General features: G+C 72.5%; 22 protein-coding genes. 10 read left to right on the top strand and 12 right to left on the bottom strand.

All coding sequences use genetic code 11. The features are described from left to right. The first annotated feature begins 18 nt into the window (after positions 1 to 18). Entirely contained in the window at positions 19 to 762 is a 744-nt protein-coding gene (locus ACIQTO_RS03410) for a cyclase family protein (RefSeq protein WP_402382222.1), read from the top strand. Positions 763 to 821: 59 nt separating this feature from the next. Continuing rightward, a complete protein-coding gene (locus ACIQTO_RS03405; protein WP_402382219.1) occupies positions 822 to 1,529 on the top strand; it encodes an MOSC domain-containing protein in 708 nt (235 codons plus the stop codon). Here ACIQTO_RS03405 and ACIQTO_RS03400 read toward each other — a convergent pair. Beyond that, positions 1,518 to 1,913 carry a VOC family protein gene (locus ACIQTO_RS03400; RefSeq protein ID WP_402382217.1) on the bottom strand — a complete coding sequence of 132 codons (396 nt, stop codon included), beginning with the start codon at positions 1,911 to 1,913 and terminating at the stop codon, positions 1,518 to 1,520. The genes ACIQTO_RS03405 and ACIQTO_RS03400 overlap by 12 nt on opposite strands. 180 nt (positions 1,914 to 2,093) lie before the next feature. On the opposite strand from ACIQTO_RS03400, the gene gcvH reads away from it, so the two are divergent. Then, complete coding sequence (gene gcvH / locus ACIQTO_RS03395; RefSeq protein WP_402382214.1) at positions 2,094 to 2,486, top strand: glycine cleavage system protein GcvH; 393 nt, start codon at positions 2,094 to 2,096, stop codon at positions 2,484 to 2,486. A gap of 84 nt (positions 2,487 to 2,570) precedes the next feature. Here gcvH and ACIQTO_RS03390 read toward each other — a convergent pair whose 3' ends face one another. Continuing rightward, entirely contained in the window at positions 2,571 to 3,191 is a 621-nt protein-coding gene (locus ACIQTO_RS03390; RefSeq protein WP_402382212.1) for a DJ-1/PfpI family protein, read from the bottom strand. An 89-nt stretch (positions 3,192 to 3,280) separates the two neighbouring features. After that, the gene (locus ACIQTO_RS03385; RefSeq protein WP_402382209.1) at positions 3,281 to 3,751 is read right to left on the bottom strand and encodes an HIT family protein; all 471 of its coding nucleotides are present in this window, start codon (positions 3,749 to 3,751) and stop codon (positions 3,281 to 3,283) included. Between the two features lie 197 nt (positions 3,752 to 3,948). Between ACIQTO_RS03385 and ACIQTO_RS03380 the strand changes: the two genes are divergently transcribed. Beyond that, complete coding sequence (locus tag ACIQTO_RS03380; protein WP_402382206.1) at positions 3,949 to 4,230, top strand: DUF998 domain-containing protein; 282 nt, start codon at positions 3,949 to 3,951, stop codon at positions 4,228 to 4,230. Positions 4,231 to 4,294: 64 nt separating this feature from the next. Beyond that, the gene (locus ACIQTO_RS03375; RefSeq protein WP_402382204.1) at positions 4,295 to 4,510 is read left to right on the top strand and encodes a DUF4287 domain-containing protein; all 216 of its coding nucleotides are present in this window, start codon (positions 4,295 to 4,297) and stop codon (positions 4,508 to 4,510) included. A gap of 16 nt (positions 4,511 to 4,526) precedes the next feature. Here the strand turns inward: ACIQTO_RS03375 and mqnP are convergent, their stop codons facing one another. Further along, a complete protein-coding gene (gene mqnP, locus ACIQTO_RS03370; RefSeq protein WP_402382201.1) occupies positions 4,527 to 5,435 on the bottom strand; it encodes a menaquinone biosynthesis prenyltransferase MqnP in 909 nt (302 codons plus the stop codon). Continuing rightward, complete coding sequence (locus tag ACIQTO_RS03365; RefSeq protein WP_402382198.1) at positions 5,432 to 6,883, bottom strand: menaquinone biosynthesis decarboxylase; 1,452 nt, start codon at positions 6,881 to 6,883, stop codon at positions 5,432 to 5,434. The genes mqnP and ACIQTO_RS03365 overlap by 4 nt, the downstream gene beginning before the upstream one ends. A 112-nt stretch (positions 6,884 to 6,995) precedes the next feature. Here ACIQTO_RS03365 and ACIQTO_RS03360 point away from each other — a divergent pair, with 112 nt between their 5' ends. From ACIQTO_RS03360 to ACIQTO_RS03345, 4 genes are all read left to right on the top strand, one after another. Continuing rightward, positions 6,996 to 7,400: a PLD nuclease N-terminal domain-containing protein gene (locus tag ACIQTO_RS03360; RefSeq protein WP_402382195.1), complete on the top strand. Its 405-nt coding sequence runs from the start codon at positions 6,996 to 6,998 to the stop codon at positions 7,398 to 7,400. A gap of 441 nt (positions 7,401 to 7,841) precedes the next feature. Continuing rightward, a complete protein-coding gene (locus ACIQTO_RS03355; protein WP_380571679.1) occupies positions 7,842 to 9,443 on the top strand; it encodes an acyl-CoA carboxylase subunit beta in 1,602 nt (533 codons plus the stop codon). 60 nt (positions 9,444 to 9,503) lie between these two features. After that, entirely contained in the window at positions 9,504 to 9,716 is a 213-nt protein-coding gene (locus tag ACIQTO_RS03350; RefSeq protein WP_402382190.1) for an acyl-CoA carboxylase epsilon subunit, read from the top strand. Between the two features lie 259 nt (positions 9,717 to 9,975). Beyond that, positions 9,976 to 10,599, top strand: a complete 624-nt coding sequence (locus ACIQTO_RS03345) for a ScbR family autoregulator-binding transcription factor (RefSeq protein WP_402382187.1) — start codon at positions 9,976 to 9,978, stop codon at positions 10,597 to 10,599. Between the two features lie 36 nt (positions 10,600 to 10,635). On the opposite strand, the gene ACIQTO_RS03340 is transcribed toward ACIQTO_RS03345, so the two are convergent. Next, entirely contained in the window at positions 10,636 to 11,241 is a 606-nt protein-coding gene (locus tag ACIQTO_RS03340) for a ScbR family autoregulator-binding transcription factor (protein ID WP_402382184.1), read from the bottom strand. 350 nt (positions 11,242 to 11,591) lie between these two features. Here ACIQTO_RS03340 and ACIQTO_RS03335 point away from each other — a divergent pair, with 350 nt between their 5' ends. Then, positions 11,592 to 12,638, top strand: coding sequence for a ScbA/BarX family gamma-butyrolactone biosynthesis protein (locus tag ACIQTO_RS03335; protein ID WP_402382181.1), 1,047 nt, complete (start codon positions 11,592 to 11,594; stop codon positions 12,636 to 12,638). A gap of 56 nt (positions 12,639 to 12,694) precedes the next feature. Here the strand turns inward: ACIQTO_RS03335 and ACIQTO_RS03330 are convergent, their stop codons facing one another. The 6 genes from ACIQTO_RS03330 to ACIQTO_RS03305 form a co-directional block, all read right to left on the bottom strand. Then, positions 12,695 to 13,099, bottom strand: coding sequence for a hypothetical protein (locus tag ACIQTO_RS03330; protein WP_402382178.1), 405 nt, complete (start codon positions 13,097 to 13,099; stop codon positions 12,695 to 12,697). A gap of 124 nt (positions 13,100 to 13,223) precedes the next feature. Further along, positions 13,224 to 14,354: a c-type cytochrome biogenesis protein CcsB gene (ccsB, locus tag ACIQTO_RS03325; RefSeq protein ID WP_402382176.1), complete on the bottom strand. Its 1,131-nt coding sequence runs from the start codon at positions 14,352 to 14,354 to the stop codon at positions 13,224 to 13,226. A 3-nt stretch (positions 14,355 to 14,357) separates the two neighbouring features. After that, on the bottom strand, positions 14,358 to 16,217 hold the full coding sequence (locus ACIQTO_RS03320) for a cytochrome c biogenesis protein ResB (protein ID WP_402382173.1): 1,860 nt from the start codon (positions 16,215 to 16,217) through the stop codon (positions 14,358 to 14,360). A 2-nt stretch (positions 16,218 to 16,219) separates the two neighbouring features. Further along, positions 16,220 to 16,993, bottom strand: coding sequence for a cytochrome c biogenesis CcdA family protein (locus tag ACIQTO_RS03315; protein ID WP_402382171.1), 774 nt, complete (start codon positions 16,991 to 16,993; stop codon positions 16,220 to 16,222). Beyond that, a complete protein-coding gene (locus ACIQTO_RS03310; RefSeq protein ID WP_402382168.1) occupies positions 16,990 to 17,607 on the bottom strand; it encodes a TlpA family protein disulfide reductase in 618 nt (205 codons plus the stop codon). Before ACIQTO_RS03310 ends, ACIQTO_RS03315 begins: the two co-directional genes overlap by 4 nt. 101 nt (positions 17,608 to 17,708) lie before the next feature. Continuing rightward, positions 17,709 to 18,356 (bottom strand): histidine phosphatase family protein, encoded by a 648-nt coding sequence (locus ACIQTO_RS03305; RefSeq protein ID WP_402382735.1) that lies wholly within the window; start codon positions 18,354 to 18,356, stop codon positions 17,709 to 17,711. Between the last annotated feature and the right edge of the window lie 31 nt (positions 18,357 to 18,387).

The following is an 18,387-nucleotide window of genomic DNA, read 5'->3' as shown; positions in this document are numbered from 1 at the left end:
CCTGCGAGGATGGGCGGCATGGCAGCGACCCTCGTCGACCTCACCCATCAGGTGACCACCGCGATGCCGGTCTACCCCGGCGATCCGGCCGTCGTCCTGACCCCCGCGCTCACCACGGCCACCGCCGGGGTCAACGTGCTGGCCCTGCACCTCGGCTCGCAGTCCGGCACCCATGTGGACGCGCCGTACCACGTGGACGTCACCTGGCCCACCCTGGACGGCCTGCCGCTGGAGCGGTTCACCGGTCCGGCGGTCGTCGCCGACCTGCGGGGGCTGGAGCCGCGGGCGGAGGTGACCCCCGAGCGGCTCGCCCCGGCGCTGGAGCGGGCCGGCGAGGGCACCGTCCTGCTGCTGGCCACCGGCTGGGCCCGGCACTGGGGCACCGACGCCTATCTGGCCCACCCCAGCCTGAGCCCGGCGGCGGCCGAGGCGATCGTCGCCGCCGGGGTGCGGACGGTCGGGGTGGACGCGCTCAGCGTCGACCCCACGCCGGACCCGGGACCGGGCGACCCGGCGGTGGCGGCACTGCTGGCCGACCTGACCGACGAACACGACCAACCGGTGGCCCCGGAGCCGACGCTGGCCGCGCACCGGGTGCTGCTCGGAGCGCCCGGCGGCGGCGTGATCGCCGAGAACCTGACCGATCTGCGGGCGCTGCTGGCGGCCCAGCAGGCCGGCCTGCCGGTGGAGGTGTCGCTGTTCCCGCTGCGACTGGTGGCCGCCGACGGCGCGCCGGTGCGGGCGGTGGCGCGCCTCGGGTGAGTGCTGGTCGGGCACTTGGTCTAGACCATCCCCGGCGGGCGCCGCTACGCTTTCGCGCCATGGCAGAGATCATCGGAGTGATCGAGCAGCTCTGGCGCTACCCCGTGAAGTCCACCGGCGGCGAGCGGCTCGACTCCGTCGAGGTGGACGAGCGCGGCCTGGCCGGCGACCGCCTCTACGCGGTGCGCGACAGCGCCGGGAAGCTGGGCTCCGGCAAGAACACCCGGCGCTTCCGCCGGATGGACGGCCTGCTGCGCCTCTCCTCCCGGCTCGGCCACCGGCTCGACGGCCCCGAGCTGTTCGACCCGCTGGGCCGGCCGGTCGCCGATCCCACCGCCTTCCTGCGCGCCTACCTCCAGCGCCCGGACGTCGCGCTCGCCCGCGAGGACGCCGTCTCGCACTTCGACCAGCTGCCGGTCAGCGTGCTCACCACCGCGACCCTGGACTGGGTGTGCGGGGCCGCGCCCGCCGCCGTGGTGGACGTCCGCCGGTTCCGCCCCAACATCCTGCTCCGCACGCCGCCGGGCACGCCGCCGTTCGTCGAGGACGGCTGGTTCGGCCGCGAGGGCAGCGGCGGAGGCACCCGGCTCGCCTTCGTCCGGGCCAGCGAGCGCTGCGCCATGACCACCATCGCGCAGCCCGGCCTGCCGCACGCCCCGGAGATCCTCAAGGCCATCACCCAGGCGCACGGGGGCCGGCTGGACGCCCTGGCCGAGGTGGTGACTCCCGGGCGCCTCAGCGTGGGTGACGAACTGTCACTGGGCTGAGCCGGCACCGCCGGGGGTGGCCGGGAGCAGGCAGAACGGGTGTCCGGCGGGGTCGGCGTAGATCCGCCAGCCGCCGCCGTCGCCCAGCCGGGTGGCACCGAGCGCGAGCACCTCGCGCTCGGCTCCGTCGAGATCCGCCACGTCGATGTCCAGGTGCGCCTGCTGCGGGTGCGCCGGGTCGGGCCATCGCGGCGGCCGGTGGTCGGCGACGCCCTGGAAGCAGAACACCGGGCCGCCGTCGACGTGCAGGGTCGACCACGCCCCGTCCAGCGACCAGCGGGGATCCGGCCGGTCGACCTGCCCGCCCAGCAGGGCCGCGTAGAAGCTCGCGAGCACGGCCGGCTCGGGGCAGTCCAGCACGATGCACTGCAGTGTGCCGATCACGGTTCTCCTCCGACGGCGGGACGGTGGTCCGCCGCCATTCTCCCCCCGCCCCCGCCCCCGGCAGGGGCCGGACTCACTCCCCCGGGTGAACGTCCCGGCCGGGCCCCGGGATCTGTAGCAGTCTCTCCCGTGCGACTGACGACTCGTCAGTGACGCGGCGACGACACCACGGAGACCCTCATGGCCAACATCCCGAGCGACCTCACGTACTCCAAGGACCACGAGTGGGTGCGCTCCCTGCCCGACGGCCGGCTGCGGATCGGCATCACGGACCACGCCCAGAAGCAGCTCGGCGACATCGTCTACGTCGAACTCCCCAAGCAGGGGGACCGGTTCGAGCACGGTGAGCCGTTCGGCAGCGTGGAGTCCGTGAAGTCGGTGAGCGAGATCTACGTGCCGCAGAACGGCACGATCAGCGCCGTGAACGACGGCCTGAACGACGCGCCCGAGCAGGTCAACGAGGACCCGTACGGCGACGGCTGGATGATCGAGATCACGCCGGTGCCCGGCGGCGACCAGGGGAGCCTGCTCACGGCCGCCGAGTACGAGGACTACATCAAGGCTCCCGAGTAACGGCGCCGCCGGGGCCGGGCGGTGGCACACCGGCCGGCCGCCGGGCCCCGGCCGCCACGCGACAGCCGCGGTAGCCGCGACCGCTCAGCCGAGCGTGCGGACGCGCTCCCGGACGGCGGCCGGGGCCTTGGCCACGGAGCCGGTGTCGAAGGGGGGCCGGGGGTCGTACTCGGTGAGGAGCTGGACGGCCTGCGCGGTGAGGTCGTCGGTGAGCAGGGCGGCCAGCCCCAGGGCCATGTCGATGCCGGAGGAGACGCCGGCCGAGGTGATGATCCGGTCGTGGCGGACCACCCGCTCGGCGGTGTAGGTGGCGCCGTGGGCCTCCAGCTCGGCGACCGCCGCCCAGTGGGTGGTGGCGGTGAGGCCCTTGAGCAACCCGGCCGCGCCGAGCACCAGCGAGCCGGTGCAGACCGAGGTGGTGTACCGGGTCGCCCCGTGCACCGCGCGGACCCAGTCCAGGAAGTCCGGATCGGCGGTCAGCGGCCGCGTCCCGGCACCGCCGGGGACGAGCAGCACGTCGCAGGAGTCGATCTCCGAGTACCGGGTGGGGACTTCGACCGTCAGCGCCCCCAGCACATCGGTGACCCGCCCCGGCTCGGGCGCGACGAAGCGCACCCGGGCGCCCGGGACGTGCCCGAGGATCTCGTACGGCCCGATCGCGTCGAGCGGCTCGAAACGGTCGAAGAGCGGGATCACGATGTCCATGCGCGCAGCGTAACCACCGGCCGGCCCGGGCGGGTTGACCTCGCCCGCGGGTTCACGGGATGGAGTGACCGGGCCGGCCCGGGGGAATATCAGCGCAGCGCGTCGAGCTCGGCGCCGATGGCGGCGCGGACGGCGTCCTGCTCCGGGCCGAGGGCGTACCGGGCGTCGCGCCAGTGGTCCCGGGGGTAGAGCCAGACCGGCATCCGCACCAGGTGGTCCGGCTCCCAGTCGAAGCGCGGCCAGACGTGGGCGTGCAGGAACGGGTCCTTGTTGCCGAGGATCTCCAGGTTGACCCGGCGGAAGGCCGGATCGACGGCACGGCAGGCCCGTTCGACGGCCTCGCCGAGCCGGTCCAGGTCGGCGAGGTAGCCGAGCCGGCGCGCGCGGGGCAGGTCGGAGAGGCGCTCGACGCCCGGTTCGTCGGTGAGCAGGATCGCGTACCCGGGCAGGAACTGGACATCGCCCATCACGGCGAACCCCGCGTCGAGCCGGCGCAGCACGGTGGGGTTCTCGCCCCGCAGCGCGCTGCCGATCCGGTCGGCGCGGAAGTCGGCGGTCATCGGGCGCTCCGTCCGTCCGGGTGGTCCCGCGCCGCCGGTGCGGCCGGTCGGAGCCGCCACCGGCGGCCCCGACCGGATCGTAGACCGGCGGCCCGGCGCCCCCCTGTGACGCGGGTCACCCGCACGGCGCCGATGAGTTCCGCCGCTCCGCCCGGTCCAACCAGTGACACCACCGCGACCCAAGGACGGACCACCTCATGACGCACAGCCTCGCGGCCCCGGCGGCCGTTCTCCCGACGAAGCTCCTGCTGGCCTGCGGCACCGTCGCCGGCCCGCTGTTCCTCACCGTCGGCCTCGTCCAGGGCCTCACCCGGGACGGCTTCGACTTCGGCCGCAACGCCCTGAGCCAGCTCAGCCTCGGCGACCTCGGCCTGATCCAGCAGGCCGCCTTCCTGCTCACCGGCGCCCTCCTGCTCGCGGGTGCGGCCGGCCTGCGCCGGCACCGCCGCCCTGGCGGCCTGATCATCGTCCGGGCATGATCGACCCACCGCGAACGACCCGTCCCGAACGACCCGTCCCGAACGACCCCGGCAGGAGACTCCGATGACGACCGAACCCGTGAAGGGCCCGGCCAGCTACTTCCCCTCGATCGAGAAGAAGTACGGCCTGCCGGTGGCGCACTGGAAGGAGCTGATCCGCTCCTCCCCGCTGACCAGGCACACCGAGCTGGTCGGCTGGCTCAAGTCCGAGCACGGACTGGGCCACGGCCACGCCAACGCCCTGGTCAAGCACACCCTCGACGAGGACGCCGGCCGGTAGCGCCGTGCGCGGCCGGTCAGATCCCCAGGCCGCGCACGACCAGGTCCACCAGGGCGAAGAAGAACAGCGAGATGCCGACGAACCCGTTGGTCTGGAAGAACGCCCGGTTCAGCCTCGACAGGTCGCCCGGCTTCACGATGGTGTGCTCGTAGACGAACGCCCCCGCGACCACCAGCAGCCCGACCCAGAACGCCGGACCGGCGTGGGTCAGCACGGCGTACCAGCCGAGCAGCAGCGTGGTCAGCACGTGGCAGACGCGGGCGCCCCGGATCGCCGCCGGCACGCCGAACCGCGCCGGCACCGAACGGACGTTCCCCGCCCGGTCGGAGGCGACGTCCTGGCAGGCGTAGATCAGGTCGAAGCCGCCGATCCAGATGCCCACCGCCGCGCCGAGCACGACGGCGTCCCAGGACCACGTGCCGGTGACGGCGAGCCAGGCGCCGATCGGGCCCATCGCCTGGGCCAGGCCGAGGATCGCCTGCGGGAAGTCGGTGAACCGCTTGCCGTACGGGTAGACCACCATCGGCACCACGGCGACCGGCGCCAGCGCCAGGCAGAGCGGGTTCAACAGCGCGGCGGCGCCGAGGAACACCACCAGCGCGACCGCCGAGCCGATGTACGCCGTCTTCACCGACACCGCGCCGGTGACCAGTTCGCGCCCGGCGGTACGCGGGTTCCGGGCGTCGATCTCGCGGTCGATGATCCGGTTGGCGGCCATCGCGAAGGTCCGCAGGCCGACCATGCAGACCGTGACGATGAACAACGCGCCCCAGTGCACCCGCTCGTCGGCGAGGAACATGGCCGTCAGCGCGGCGATGTAGGCGAAGGGCAGGGCGAAGACCGAGTGCTCGATCATCACCAGCCGCAGGAACGCCCTGACCTTGCCGGGCGGGACTTCGGGGAGCGCGGCAGCCGTGCTCATCACAGCCCGTACTCCTTCCAGCGCCGGTCCACCAGCGCGGCCACGGCCGGGTCGGAGGACACCATCTCCGGCCAGCCGCCGTCCCGGGTGTACCCCTCCTCGGGCAGCTTGCGGGTCGCGTCGATGCCCGCCTTGCCGCCCCAGAACTGCTGGTAGGAGGCGTGGTCGAGGTGGTCGACCGGACCCTCGACGACGGTGAGGTCCCGGCTGTAGTCGACGTTGCCGAAGGCCCGCCAGGCGACTTCCTGGTAGTCGTGCACATCGCAGTCGGAGTCCACCACGATGATCAGCTTGGTCAGCGACATCATGTGGGCGCCCCAGATGGCGTGCATCGTCTTCTGGGCGTGCTTGGGGTACTTCTTGTCGATCGAGACGATCACGCAGTTGTGGAAGCCGCCGGCCTCGGGCAGGTCGTAGTCGACGATGTCCGGGATGATGATCTTCAGCAGCGGCAGGAAGAACCGCTCGGTGAACTTGCCCAGCGGGCCGTCCTCCGTCGGCGGACGGCCGACCACGATGGACTGCAGGATCGGCCGGCGGCGCATCGTCACGCAGTCGATCGTCAGGGCCGGGAACGGCTCCTGCGGCGTGTAGAAGCCGGTGTGGTCGCCGAACGGGCCCTCGGGCAGCATCTCGCCGGGCTCCAGCCAGCCCTCCAGCACCACCTCGGCGTCGGCCGGGACCTGCAGCGGGACGGTCTTGCAGTCGACCATCCGCACCCGCTCCCCCGCCACGAAGCCGGCGAACAGGTACTCGTCGATGTCACCGGGCAGCGGCGCGGTGGCGGCGTAGGTGACGGCCGGCGGGCAGCCGAAGGCGATCGCGACCGGCAGCCGCTCGCCGCGCTTCGCGGCCACCGCGTAGTGGTTGCGGCTGTCCTTGTGGATCTGCCAGTGCATGCCGATGGTCCGCCGGTCGTGCCGCTGCAGCCGGTAGAGGCCCAGGTTGCGGATGCCGCTGTCCGGGTCCTTGGTGTGGGTCAGGCCCAGGTTGAAGAAGGAGCCGCCGTCCAGCGGCCAGGTGAAGAGGGCGGGCAGCTCGTCCAGGTTGACGTCGTCGCCGGTGAGCACGACCTCCTGGACCGGAGCGTCCTTGACGTTCCTCGGGGGCACGTGGGCCATCGAGGCGAGCTTGCCGAAGGCGTCCCGGAACCCGGTGAAGCCGTGCGGCAGCTCCGGCTTGAGCAGGCCGGCGATCTTCTCGGCGATGTCCTCGGGCCCCTTGAGGCCGAGCGACTTGGCGAGCCGGCGCTCGGTGCCGAAGACGTTCATCGCCAGCGGCATCGACGAGCCCTTGACGTTCTCGAACAGCAGGGCCGGGCCCTTGGCCTTCTGGACCCGGTCGACGATCTCGCCGATCTCCAGATGGGGGTCCACCTCGGCCTTGATGCGCTTGAGATCGCCCTCGCGGTCGAGGGCCCGCAGAAACGAGCGGAGATCGTCGTATGCCATGCCAGCCAGTATCCGCCACCCGATAGCCTGGCCCGGTCAAGGGCCCCCGTGAAGCCACCCGCCGCTTCGGGGCGGCCCGCCGCAACCGCCGTCGCCGGGGGAGATCGCCGCCGTGCTGAGGATCCTGACCTTCGTACTCCCACTCGCCCTCTGGGTGTGGGCGTTCATCGACTGCCTGACCACGCCCGAGGACGAGGTGAAGCACCTGCCCAAGGTGGTCTGGGTGATCATCGTGCTGCTCTTCCCGCTGGTCGGCTCGATCGCCTGGCTGGTGGCCGGCAAGCGGCGCGGCGCCCCGCGGACCCACCCGGCGGGCGACCCCGCCGGCTTCCCCGAGTACGAGCGCCCGCGCGGCGGCCGGCCGCTCGCGCCGGACGACGACCCGGAGTTCCTGGCCTCGTTGAAGAAGGACAACAAGCAGCACGAGGACATGCTCAAGCAGTGGGAGGCCGATCTGCGCCGCCGCGAGGAGGAGCTGCGCGGCAAGGACGAGCCGGAGGACGGCCGCAAGGGCTGAGCCGGCTACCCCGGACAGCCCACCCGGAGGGCTTCGGGGTGGGCTGTGGCGTTTTTGGCGCATCCCTACGAGTGGCTGACCGCCGAACACGCCGCGCCACCCCGGCCGCGACCGGCCGGCACCCCTCGGCGGCGAGCCCCGAAGGAGCCCGCCCGGCACCGTCGCGAACACCCCTGACCTGCGCGTTCCCTCATGTTCAGATCATCTGCCCGAAGCCGTGGCGACAGCTTCGGGTAATCGAACGGACACCTACCGTGCGTAGCCCCACCGGCCGGTTTCTGTGCAGCCCTGACATCTAAACGGACGCGACCTTGTACGGAATCGACGCCGAAACCAGCGTGCGGCCCCTCGTACAGTCATAAGTGAAGAAAGTGATTCGCAGCCGGGGGCACAGCAGACGTTGGCTGTCGGACAGTTCCCTCACCCTTGGAGTGGTTCGAGATGACGGTTGTGCATGAGGCGCCGGTCGGCGACGAGGTCCCCGAGATCCCGGCCGACACCCACGGGCGCGTCGCCGAGCTGCACGAACTGCGCGACCAGGTCCGCCGCGGCCCGAGCGAGAAGGCCACCGAGGCCCAGCACGCCAAGGGCAAGCTGACCGCCCGCGAGCGCATCGAGCTGCTGCTCGACGAGGGCTCGTTCCACGAGGTCGAGCAGCTGCGCCGGCACCGCGCCACCGGCTTCGGCCTGGAGGCCAAGAAGCCGCACACCGACGGCGTGATCGTCGGCTGGGGCACCGTGCACGGCCGGACGGTCTTCACCTACGCCCACGACTTCCGGATCTTCGGCGGCGCCCTGGGCGAGGCCCACGCGCAGAAGATCCACAAGATCATGGACATGGCCATCGCGGCCGGTGCCCCGCTGGTCTCGCTGAACGACGGCGCCGGCGCCCGGATCCAGGAGGGCGTCACCGCCCTGGCCGGCTACGGCGGCATCTTCCAGCGCAACACCCGGGCCTCCGGTGTCATCCCGCAGATCTCGGTGATGCTCGGCCCGTGCGCCGGCGGCGCCGCGTACTCCCCGGCCCTGACCGACTTCATCTTCATGGTCCGCGAGACCTCGCAGATGTTCATCACCGGCCCGGACGTGGTCCAGGCCGTCACCGGCGAGAAGATCAGCCAGAACGGCCTCGGCGGCGCCGACGTCCACTCCGGGGTCTCCGGCGTCTCGCACTTCGCGTACGACGACGAGCAGTCCTGCATCGAGGAGGTCCGCTACCTCCTCTCGCTGCTGCCGCAGAACAACCGCGAGATGCCGCCGCCGGTCGTCAACGACGACCCGGTGGAGCGCCGCAACGACGTGCTGCTCGACCTGGTGCCGGCGGACGGCAACCGCCCGTACGACATGCGCAAGGTGATCGAGGAGATCGTCGACCACGGCGAGTACCTGGAGGTCCACGAGCGCTGGGCCACCAACGTGCTGTGCGTGCTGGCCCGGATCGACGGCCACGTCACCGGCATCATCGCCAACCAGCCCCAGTCGCTGGCCGGCGTCCTCGACATCAACGCGAGTGAGAAGGCCGCGCGCTTCGTCCAGATGTGCGACGCCTTCAACATCCCGCTGGTCACCATGCTCGACGTGCCCGGCTTCCTGCCCGGCGTCGACCAGGAGCACGACGGCATCATCCGTCACGGCGCCAAGCTGCTCTACGCCTACTGCAACGCCACCGTGCCGCGCATCCAGCTGATCCTGCGCAAGGCCTACGGCGGCGCGTACATCGTGATGGACTCCCGCTCGATCGGCGCGGACCTCTCGTTCGCCTGGCCGACCAACGAGATCGCCGTCATGGGTGCCGAGGGCGCCGCCAACGTGATCTTCCGCCGGGACATCAACGGCGCCGAGGACCCCGAGGCGATGCGGGCGCAGAAGATCAAGGAATACAAGAGCGAACTGATGCACCCGTACTACGCGGCCGAGCGCGGCCTCGTGGACGACGTCATCGACCCGGCCGAGACCCGCCAGGTCCTGGCCTCCTCGCTGGCCATGCTGCGGACGAAGCACGCGGACCTGCCGAGCCGCAAGCACGGCAACCCGCCGATGTAGCACCGCGGTACCGCGCCACCGACCACACACCACACACGCGCCGGGGGAGAAACCGAAATCATGACCGCTTCCGCCGAACCTCTCGTCCGTATCGTCCGCGGCTCGCTCGACGCCGAGGAGCTCGCCGCCCTGACCGCCGTGCTGCTGGCCCGTGCCGCGGCCGGCCAGCAGGCCGCGGCGGCCGCCGCGCCGATCGAGCCGATCGCCAACTGGCAGCGCCTGGAGCGCCGCCCGGCCTACTACTCGCCGGTCAGCTGGCAGCAGGCCGCCTGACGGCCCGCCACGCCCTGCCCGACGGCCGGCCACCCTCACCGGGTGGCCGGCCGTCGGCGTGCGTGGCGCCCTCCGGCTCCCGCTCACGGCCGCGGCCCGCCCCCGGCCGGCCGGTGCCCCGGGTCGGCCGGGCCCGGTCGGGACCGGTCGGGCCGGGGGCGGCTCGGTAGAATACCTACTGGACGGTATGCGCTCTCCGCGCCGTCGGCGCCCTAGGATCAGCCGCTGCCGAGCACCAGAACTATCCAGGGAGGCCGCGATGGCCAGGCAGGCCCGGGCACTGGCGACCCGCCAGGCAGTACTCCTCGCCGCGGCCGAGGTCTTCGACGAGCGCGGGTACGCGGCGGCCACCATGGCGGAGATCCTGGAACGGGCCGGCGTCACCAAGGGGGCGCTGTACTTCCACTTCCACTCCAAGGAGGAGCTGGCGCTGGCCGTGATCGAGGGCCAGGCCGCCTGGCTCGCCACCTGGCAGCCGACCTCCGACAGCCCGGTGCAGACCCTGATCGACCTGGGCTACGCCTTCGCCCACGCCCTGCAGGACGATCCGCTGGTCCGCGGCAGCATCCGGCTGACCATCGAGCACGGCAGCTTCACCCAACCGCAGATCGAGGCCTACCAGGGCTGGTCGGACGTGGCGCGCGAGCTGCTGGAGCGGGCCCGGGAGGCCGGTGACCTGCACCCGGGCCTGGACGTCGCGGCCGCGGCCGGGGTGATCACCGGAGCGGTGACCGGGATCCAGCTGAGCTCCCAGGTGCTGGCCGGCCGCCAGGACCTGCCGCGGCGGATGACCGACCTCTGGACGCTGCTGCTGCCGGGCCTGGTCCAGCCGCACGCGCTCGCCCGGCTCAGCGTGGCCGAGCGGGCCCCGGGCGGCGCCTGAGCGGCGTCCGGGGCGGCGCTACGGCGGGACGCGGCGCTACGGCGCGCAGGTGCGGTAGGCGCGGCAGCGGTCGCCCGGCACCAGCGCGGGCAGCGCGGCGGCCCACAGGCCCCGCACCGACTCCGGGCGCAGCCGGCCGGCGTCCTCGGGGGCGAGCAGCACCAGCCCGGCCGCCAGGGTGGTGAGCAGCTCGGCACCGCGCCGGAGGTCCAGCCCCGGGCGCAGCTCGCCGGCGGCCGCGGCGCGTTCCAGCAGCCGCCGGACCACGGCGGTCAGGCTGTGCCAGGCGTCCGCGCCGCCCCGGGCGCCCTGGCCGAGCTGGACGCCGGCCCGGACCACGACGTCCTCGCGGAGCAGCCGGGCCAGTTCGTGCGAGAAGTCGATCAGGCCCTGGAGGGCCGGTCCGCCGCCGCGCAGGGCGCGCAGCGCGGCCGAGCCGATCTCGCGCCCGGCGGCGGCGCGGACGCCGTCGGCGAGCGCCTGCTTGGAGACGAAGTGGAAGTAGAGCGCGCCCTTGCTGACGCCCGCCCGGCGGCTGATGTCGATCAGGCTGGCGGATTCGAACCCCGCGTCCGCGAAGGTGTCCGCCGCCGCGAGCAGGACGGCCTGCCTGGTCCGACCAGCGCGTTCCTGCTTGACCACTCGGCCCCTCCGGCCTCGGCCTCGGCGAGATCGCGGCTCGCCCGGCTGCTGTCAGGGCGCCGTCGTCGGTGGTGCGACGCCTCACCTGCGGGACGGGCCATCCCAAACCGCATGGTTGGTATCTAATCTAGCCCCTCGCTCGGCGGCGCCGTCCAGGGGGGAGCGGCCCCCGTCCGGGGGCCGGACTTCTTTTCCCGGAACGTTCCCGCAGCCCATCACACGGGTACCGTGATCACGCGGAGTGCTCGGCAGCGGTGACCCCGGCAGTGGAGCGCAAACCGGGTGGTCTGTATGTTTTACCGAGACCGCCTGCGCGGCCGGTCGGCCGAGACCCGGGAGTGGGGCCAGTCATGCCATTGATCGTAGATCCGGACGCCGACTACCCCTACCCCTACCCCGGTCCCGGCTACGACTTCCACGAGCGGACCGTCTCCCGGCACCTGGTGCACGCCTCCGCCGTGTCCGACGTGCTCATCACGGGCTGGCAGGCCACCGGCCCGTACGACTTCCTGCTCGGCGCGCAATGGCCCCGGCTGCACGGCTTCTACCGGCTCGCCGACGACCGGCACCACGACCCGGTGCTGATGGCCGAGACCGTCCGCCAGGCCGCCCTGCTGATCGGCCACGTCGGCTTCGGCGTGCCGCGCGGGGACCACTTCGCGATCGACGAACTCTGCTACTCGCTCGGCCCGGCCGGCCTGGAGGGCCTCGCCGTGACCGCCGCGCCCGCCTCGCTGATGCTCAAGGTCAGCTGCCAGGACGTCCGGATGCGACACGGCCGGCCGGCCTCGCTGCGGGTCCACGCCGAGATCGAACGGGACGGACGTCCGGTCGGCCACGGCTCCGGAGAGCTACGAGTGCTCTCCCCCGTCGCGTACACCCGGCTGCGCGGGCCGGGCCTCCGGCCGGCCGGCCCCCGGCTGCCCGGCGCGCCCACCGGAATGGCCCTGACGCACCCCGTGCCCACCGCGCCCGAGCTGGTCGGCCGCGAGCGCGCCGCCGATGTGGTGCTCGGTTCGTCCTCGGGACCGGACAGCTGGCTGCTGCGGGTCGACCCCGGCCATCCGGTGCTGTTCGACCCGGCGGCGGACCACGTCCCCGGGATGCTGGTGCTGGAGGCGGCCCGGCAGGCCGCCCAGCGGCTGCGGTACCCCGAGCCGGTGGTCCCGGTCGAGCTGCAGTGCTCCTTCGACCGCTTCATCGAGCTGGACCGGCCCTGCCTGGTGCGGGCCGTGCGCGAGAGCTGCTCGGACGGCCGGCGGGTGCCGGTGCGGGTCCAGCTGATCCAGGACGGCCGCACGGCGGCCGAGTGCCGGCTGCTGACCGAACCGGCCCGGCAGGAGGCGCTCGACGGCTGCCCCTCCGGACGCGAACGGGGCCTGCCGCTCGCCAGCTGACCCCGGACCGGTGGGTCCGGGGCCGGCGGGCGGCCGGCAGGCCCCGTGTCAGCCCCTCAGGCGGCGACCAGCGCGGCCGGACGGCCGGCGTGCATCACGCTGAGGTTGGCGGCCAGCCGGAGCGGGTCCTGCGCCAGCCAGAGCCGCAGCGCGGCGCCCAGCATGGCGCTGGCCGAGCCGATCCGCACCTCGGTCACCTGGGCGATCCGGGCCGCGCCCGGTACCAGCAGGTCGGCCAGCGGGGTCGGCAGCCAGACGGTCAGGGCGCAGGGCGCGGGGGCCGTGAGGGCTCCCAGCAGCCGGTGGGCGTCGGCCCGCGAGCTGAGCGTGGGGATGATGTCCAGCAGGCCGTCGGCGACGACCTCGGACACGTCGCTGCGGTGCCCCTGGGCGAGTCTGCGGAGCAGCGTGCGCTCGGCAGCGGTGATTCGGACGGTCAGCATGACCTCGTCGCACTCCATCGCGCGATTTCCTCCTCGTTCCTCCCCGTGCCGGCTCGGGTTGGCCGGCACGAACTACCCCTGTCACACCTCGGCCCGGCTTCCTCCCTGTGCGGAGCGCCGGGCCGTGGGTGGCTTCCTCCGGTCAGATCCCCGCGTAGGAGTGCTTCCCGGTGACGAAGATGTTGACGCCGTAGTAGTTGAACAACCAGCAGGCGAACGCCGCCAGGGCCAGATAGGCGGCCTTGCGGCCCTTCCAGCCGGCGGTGGCGCGGGCGTGCAGGTAGCAGGCGTAGGCGACCCAGGTGATGAACGACCAGGTCTCCTTCGGGTCCCACTCCCAGTACTTGCCCCAGGCGGCCTCGGCCCAGATCGCGCCCGCGATGATGGTGAAGGTCCAGAGCGGGAAGACCAGCGCGTTGATCCGGTAGGACAGCTTGTCGAGCGTGGACGCGGCGGGCAGGCGCTGCCAGACGGACGCCGAGGTGCCGAGCGGGCCGGTGGTCAGGCCGGCCGCCGTCCGCTTGTCGAAGGAGTCCTTGCCCAGGTACAGCAGCGTCGCGATGAAGGCCGCGTAGAAGGCGCCGCCGCAGACGATCGCGGTGGAGACGTGGATCGCCAGCCAGTACGAGTGCAGCGCCGGGACGAGCTGCTCGGACTCGGTGTACAGCACCTGGGTGGCGATGCCGAGGGTGAGCACGACGGCCAGGGTGACCGGCAGGCCGAGCCAGCGGACGGGCTTCTTCGAGGCCAGCAGGCCGAGGTAGGCGACCGTCATGGCCAGCGCGAAGGCGCAGGAGAACTCGTACATGTTGCCCCACGGCCAGCGGGACACCGAGAGGCCGCGGGTGATCACGCCACCCACGTGCAGCAGCGCGCCGAGGACGGTGAGCGAGACCGCGATCCGGCCGGCCAGGTCGGCCCTCTCGCTGGTGCCGGCGGCGCCGGGGCCGTCCTCCTCGTCCTGGCCGCGACCGCTGGTGACCACCGTGGCCCCCTCGCCCGCCAGGGCGGTGCGGGTGAGCGTGGTGGTCCCGCCGCCGGCCGAGGCGACCGTGACGGTGACCTTCTTGCCGCCCTTCGCCCCGGCGGTGGCGACCGTCTCGGCCAGGCTGCCCGCCTGCGCGGACGAGCGGACGGCGACGGCGCCCTTGCTGCCGAAGGTCCACTCGAACATGTGGGCGAGCATGGCGATCGTATAGACGGCCATCGCCGAATAGATCAGCTTGTTGGAGAGGTCGGCCAGTTGGGGGTCGACCGCCGAGGCGAGATGCACCGTCTACTCCTTGGAGTTCTGGTCGGCAGGGACTGCGGGGTCTGCGGGGTCTGCGGGGTCTGCGGGTGCCGAGGCCTCGTCGGCCGGGTCGGCCCCGTCGGTCTCGTCGTGGGGGCGGCCGGCGGGCGCACCGGGCCCGGGTACCGACCCGGGCCCGGGCTCGGGCTCGGACTCAGGCACCGACTCGGACCCGGGCCCGGACTCGGGCTCCGGCTCCGGCTCGTCGGTCGCCGGGGCGTCGTCCTGGAGGTCCACCGCCAGCTCGGCCAGCTCCTCGGCGATCTTCGCCGACTCACTGCGGCTCAGCCCGGCCAGCTCGACCAGGGTCCCGCCGTCGGGCAGTGCCACCGCCCGCACCCAGATCCGGCGCCGCTGCACGAAGAGCGAGCCGATCAGGCCGAGGATCGCCAGCACGCCGCCGGCCAGGGCGATCGCGTTGCCCGGGCGGTGCGAGATGTTGAAGCTCGCCCACTGCTTGTAGCCCTCGAAGGTGACGCTGCCGTAGCCGTCCGGCAGCTCCCACGCCTGGCCCGGCTTCAGCCGGACCTTGGCGATCTTGCCGTCCTGCTGCAGCTGGGTCAGGTTCTTGGTGTTGAGCTGGTAGACGTTCTGCGGCAGGCCGGAGTCGGTACCGAGGTCGCCCGCGAAGGCGTTCAGCACCAGCGCCGGGTCCGCGTCACCGGGGAACAGCGAGCGCGGGCCGGTGTTCGCGTCGAAGGCCACCGGGGCGGTCGGCAGGAAGAAGCCGGAGAAGCCCATCTGGGTCCTCTTGCCGTCCTTGTCGCCGTAGTCGGAGACCTTGATGACGCCGGTGGAGGTCAGGTTGGGGTCCTGCGGCAGGAAGGGCGTCGCACCGGTGTAGACGACGGTCCCGGCGGCGTTGCGCACGGTGATCACCGGGGCGTAGCCGTGGCCGATCAGGTAGACCTTGCTGCCGCCGATCTCCAGCGGGTGGTTGACCTCGATCTCGCCCCGCTTGACCTTCGACGCGTCGCTGCCCGCGTAGTACTGGACGTTCGCGGTGAACTGCCGGGCGGCACCGATCTGGTCGCCGTTGGTCTGGAAGCGGGAGGTGAAGTCGTCGAGCTTCAGGTAGAACGGGTCGAGGTCCTGGGAGCCGTAGAAGCGCGAACCGGTGAAGTCGTCGAGCTGGGTGATGGTGTTGGAGTAGCCCTCGCCGGCCACCATCAGCTTGCCGCCGGTGCCGCTGGCCAGGCTCGCCCAGGCGAAGCCGCCGAGCAGCGCGAACAGCGACAGGTGGAAGACCAGGTTGCCGACCTCGCGCAGGTAGCCCTTCTCCGCGGCCACCGAGCCGCCGGCGAGGTCCGCCCGGAACCGGCGGCGGCGCAGCAGCCGGTGCGCGGCGGCGTTCACCGCGGCGGCGTCCGCCTCGGTGCGCCAGGCCGCGTAGACCGGCATCCGGGTCAGGTTGCGCGGCGCGGCCGGCGGCTGGGCGCGCAGCACGCCGACGAACTGCCAGGTGCGCGGGACGATGCAGCCGGCCAGCGAGACGAACAGCAGGATGTAGATCGCCGAGAACCAGACCGAGCTGTAGACGTCGAACAGCTGGAGCTTCTGGTAGATCGGCGCGACCGTGGTGTGCTGCGTCTTCCAGGTCTCGACCTTGAACGCGTTCTGGCCGTTCTGCGGGATCAGCGAGCCCGGGATGGCGGCCAGCGAGAGCAGGAAGAGCAGGATCAGCGCGACCCGCATCGAGGTCAGCTGGCGCCACATCCAGCGCAACCAGCCGAACGGCCCTATCCCGCCGGGGCCGTCCGACTCGACCGGGGCGGTGGTCAGCCGCTCGGCCGCGTCCTCGACCGCCCGCGGCGGCAGCTCGGTCTCGGTCGTGGTCTTGCTCACGGTCAGATTCCGATCTGGAAGTCGGCGGTCCAGGACTGCAGGTCGTACACCATCGAGTCCCAGACCCCGGTGACGAGCAGCAGACCGACCACGACGAGCATGCCGCCGCCGATCCGCATGACGAGCGGGTAGTGCCGCTTGACCCAGCCGAAGGCACCCAGCGCCCGGCGGAAGGCCACCGCGGCCACGACGAACGGTACGCCCAGGCCCAGGCAGTAGAAGGTCGTCAGCAGCGCGCCGCGCTGGGCGTCGGCCTGGTTGAGCGCCAGGTTCTGGACGGCGGTGAGGGTCGGGCCGAGGCAGGGCGTCCAGCCGACGCCGAAGACCACGCCCAGCATCGGCGCGCCCAGCAGGCCGACCGCCGGGCGGCGGTGCGAGCGCATCTCGCGCATGCTCAGCCCCGGCACCAGACCCATGAAGGCCAGGCCCATCACGATGGTCAGCGCGCCGAGCACGATCGAGATGACCCGCTTGTGCTCCTGCAGCGTCCAGCCGAAGTAGCCGAACAGCGCGCCGGTGGAGACGAAGACGGCGGTGAAGCCGAGGATGAACAGCAGCACGCCGGCCAGCATCCGGCCGCGCTTGGCCCCGCGGGCGTCCGCGAGGTCGGCGGCCGAGAAGCCGGTGACGTACGACAGGTAGCCGGGCACCAGCGGCAGCACGCACGGCGAGAAGAACGAGGCCAGGCCGGCCACCAGCGCGATCGGCGCGGCGACCAGCAGCGCCCCGCTCTGGATGGTCTCGGTGGTGTCGGCGAGCTGGACGACGACACTCACCGCTGCTGCTCCGCGAGCACCGGCTGGATGATCGACTCCAGGGCGTCGTCGAGCTGGCCGCCGACGGCCCGGGCGGCCAGCTTGCCGTCCCGGTCGACCACGATGGTGGTCGGCACGGACTGCGGGTTGAGGCTGCCCTTGGGGAACTTCAGCAGCTGGGCGCCGGCCGGGTCGTACAGGCTCGGGTAGGTGACGCCCCGCTCCTGCTCGAAGCGGACGGCGTTGGTGATCTCCGGGTCCCGGGTGTTGATGCCGAGGAACTGGACACCCTGGTCCTTGTACTTGTCCCAGACCCGCTGGAGGTCGTCCGCCTCGGCCCGGCAGGGCCCGCACCAGGAGCCCCAGACGTTGAGGACGACGACCTTGCCGCGGTAGTCCGCGAGCTTGACCGGGGTGCCCTCCAGGGTGCTGCCGGAGAGGTCCGGCGCGTCCTGGCGGTGCCCCACCGCGGCCTTGGAGATGTTGCTGCCCTTGGCCGAGACGAAACCGATCTGGCCGTCACCGCCGGCCGACGAACCGGAGGAGGAGCAACCGCTGAGGACGATCGCGGCAGCGGCGGCGGTGGCGGCGACCGCTGCGGCGCGACGAGGACGGGGGCGCGTCATGCCAGACATGTGAAAAGTTTCGCATGGAGTTCCGGGCAGGTTCGGGGGGGTCCGACATTCCGTGTCGAACCCCCTCTGACCTGCGGTCGGACCGGACCGCTCGGAGGCGGTCAGGCGCCGAAGCTCTTACCCACCGGCTTGCTCCTGCCGCCCTTGCCGACCAGGTGCGCGGGCAGCAGGTCGCGGGCCGGCTCGCGGTAGCCGACCGAGACGATCCGGTCGCCCTCGTAGGTGAAGCTGGTGAGCGAGGCCAGCGAGCACTGCCGGTTGCGCGGGTCGTGCCAGAGCCGGCGGCGCTCCACGAAGGAGCGCACGATCCAGATCGGCAGCTGGTGGCTGACGCAGACCGCCTCGTGGCCGCGGGCGGCGTCCCGGGCCGCGGCCAGCGCGCCCATCATCCGCACCGCCTGCTCCAGGTAGGGCTCGCCCCAGGACGGCTTGAACGGGTTGGTCAGGTACTTCCAGTAGCCCGGGTTCTTCAGCGAACCGTCGCCGACCCCGAAGGTCTTGCCCTGGAAGATGTTGTCGGCCTCGATCAGCCGCTCGTCGACCGCGAGGTCCAGGCCGTGCGCCGTGGCGACCGGCTCGGCGGTCTCCTGCGCCCGCTCCAGCGGGGACGCCACCACGTGGGTGATGTCCCGGCCGGCCAGGTCCTCGGCCACCCGGTCGGCCATCTGCCGCCCCAGTTCGGACAGCCGGTAGCCGGGCAGGCGGCCGTACAGGACGCCCTCCGGGTTGTGCACCTCACCGTGTCGCATCAGGTGGACGACGGTGGTCTCGTTGGCGCTC

The sequence above is a fragment of the Kitasatospora sp. NPDC091207 genome (assembly GCF_044768625.1).
In the GTDB taxonomy this organism is placed as follows: domain Bacteria; phylum Actinomycetota; class Actinomycetes; order Streptomycetales; family Streptomycetaceae; genus Kitasatospora.
This window is presented reverse-complemented; position numbering and strand designations above follow the sequence as displayed.